This is a genomic window from Streptomyces caeruleatus (genome assembly GCF_001514235.1).
GTDB classification, from domain to species: Bacteria; Actinomycetota; Actinomycetes; order Streptomycetales; family Streptomycetaceae; genus Streptomyces; species Streptomyces caeruleatus.
In genome coordinates, this window is the sequence record NZ_KQ948962.1 from 1,873 (window position 1) to 4,527 (window position 2,655).

A 2,655-nucleotide genomic window follows, 5' to 3' on the forward strand; every position below is an offset into this window, starting at 1 on the left:
TGATCCCGGCCAGAGCCTCGATCAGCTCCGCCTCGATCTCCTCCACGTGCGGGGAGTGCGACGCGTAGTCCACCTCGACCCGACGGGCCCGGAAATCCTCCGCCTCACCCCCCGCGACCAGTTCAGCCACCGCCTCGGCATCACCGGACACCACCACCCACGACGGCCCGTTCACCGCCGCGACCGACAACCGCCCCTCCCACCGGGCGACCAGCGACTCCACCTCCGTCAGCGGAAGCCCCACCGACACCATCCCGCCCCGCCCCGCCAGCGACCCAGCGATCATCCGGCTGCGGACGGCACTGATCCTCGCGGCATCCTCCAGCGACAGCCCGCCCGCCACACACGCCGCCGCGATCTCCCCCTGGGAGTGGCCCACCACAGCGGCAGGTGTCACGCCCAACGACTGCCACAGATGCGCCAGCGACACCATCACCGCCCACAACACCGGCTGCACCACATCGACGCGTTCCAGCGCCGCCTGATCCCCCAGCACCTCCAGCAGATCCCACTCCACAAACGGAGCGAGCGCCTGGGCACACTCCCCCATCCGCCCCGCGAACACCGGCGAGGACGCCAGCAGTTCCTGCGCCATCCCCACCCACTGCGCCCCCTGACCGGGGAACACGAACACCACACCATCCCCGTCGGCCCCGCTCCGGCCGGTCACCACACCGGGGCCGGGCTCCCCTTCGGCCAGCCCGGTCAGCCTGGCGATCAGCTCATCCCGATCGGCGCCCAGAACCACCGCCCGATGCTCCAGACTCGCCCGAGTCGACACCAACGCCGCACCTACACCCACCAGGTCCAGCCCCGCAGCCGCCTCCACATACGCCGCCAGCCGCCGCGCCTGCTCCCGCAACGCCGACTCCGACCCGCCCGACACCACCCACGGCACCACCGACGGAACAGCAACATCAACAGCGGCCGGTTCAACCTCAGGAGCCTGCTCCAGGATGAGATGGGCATTGGTGCCGCTGATCCCGAACGAGGACACCCCGGCCCGCCACGGCCGGTCGACCGTCGGCCACGGTTGCTGTTCGGTCAGCAACTCCACCGAGCCTGCCGACCAGTCCACCTCGGGAGTCGGCTCATCCACATGCAACGTCCGAGGCAACACACCCCGCTGCATCGCCAACACCATCTTGATCACACCGGCAACACCAGCAGCGGCCTGCGTGTGACCGATGTTGGACTTGAGCGACCCCAGCAACAGCGGACGACCCTCCGGCCGGTCCTGCCCATAAGTCGCCAACAAGGCCTGGGCCTCGATCGGGTCACCCAGCCGGGTACCCGTGCCGTGGGCTTCCACCGCATCCACCTCAGCCGCAGCCACACCAGCACGGGCCAACGCCTGCAAAATCACCCGCTGCTGCGACGGACCGTTCGGCGCCGACAGCCCGTTCGACGCACCGTCCTGGTTGATCGCCGAACCCCGCACCACCGCCAACACCTTGTGGCCGTTGCGCTGAGCGTCCGACAACCGCTCCACCACCACCAACCCAACGCCCTCGGCCCACCCGGTGCCGTCCGCCGACGCGGCAAACGCCTTGCAACGGCCGTCCCCCGCCAGCCCACCCTGAGCGGCGAACTCGGCAAAAACCCCCGGCGTGGCCATCACCGTCACACCGCCGGCCAGCGCCATCGAGCACTCGCCGGAACGCAGCGCCTGCGCGGCCATATGCAATGCCACCAGCGACGACGAGCACGCCGTGTCCACCGTCACCGCAGGCCCTTCCAAGCCCAACGTGTACGCGATCCGCCCCGACAGCACACTGGCCGCGCCGCCGGTGATCCGGTATCCGTCCAGTTCGTCCGAGGCGTCCCCGACAGCCTCGTACCCCGAACCGCCCCCGCCCACGAACACCCCGGTCTTACTGCCCTTCAGCACATGCGGGTCGATCCCGGACCGCTCCAGCGCCTCCCACGCCGTCTCCAACAGCAACCGCTGCTGCGGATCCATCGCCAACGCCTCACGCGGCGAAATACCGAAGAACCCCGCATCGAACTCCGCCGCCTCATGGAGGAATCCACCTACCCGGGCAAAACCATCACCGATCACATCCCAACCACGCTGAGTCGGGAACGCCGAGATCGCATCGACACCGCCCGTGAGCAGAGCCCACAACTGCTCCGGCGACGACACCCCACCCGGGAACCTGCACCCCATCCCGACGATGGCGATCGGCTCGTCCGGCTCGGCCTTCACCACGACAGGAGCCACCACCTGCGCTTCCGAACCCAGCAGCACCGTTTCCAGGTGCTCGGCCAGTGCAGAGGGTGTCGGGTAGTCGAAGACGAGGCTCGCGGGCAGCACAAGACCCGTCGCCGCCGCAAGCTTGTTCCTCAACTCCACTTCGGTTAGCGAGCTGAACCCGATATCGCGGAAAGCGCGGTTGGGCGGCAGGGCGTCGGCGTTGTCGAAACCGAGGGTGACGGCCGCCTCCCGCCGGACCAGGTCCAGCACCGCCCGCGCACGGTCCTTCTGCCCCAACCCGGCCAGCTTGCGCCGCAGCACCGACTCACCGGCCGGCCGTCCGCTCGGCCCGGCCAGCGCCTTGCGGGCCTCGGGAATGCCCGACAGCAGCGCACTCGGCCGCTCGACGGTGAAACTCGGTGCGAACCGCTCCCAGTCCGTGTCCGTCACGGTGACGG

At 69.5% G+C, this 2,655-nt stretch carries 1 protein-coding gene; it reads right to left on the bottom strand.

Annotated elements, in window-relative coordinates; all coding sequences use genetic code 11:
• Nucleotides 1-2,655: type I polyketide synthase (locus AQJ67_RS44185; RefSeq protein WP_159058957.1), on the bottom strand; the 2,655-nt coding region annotated here is incomplete at both ends.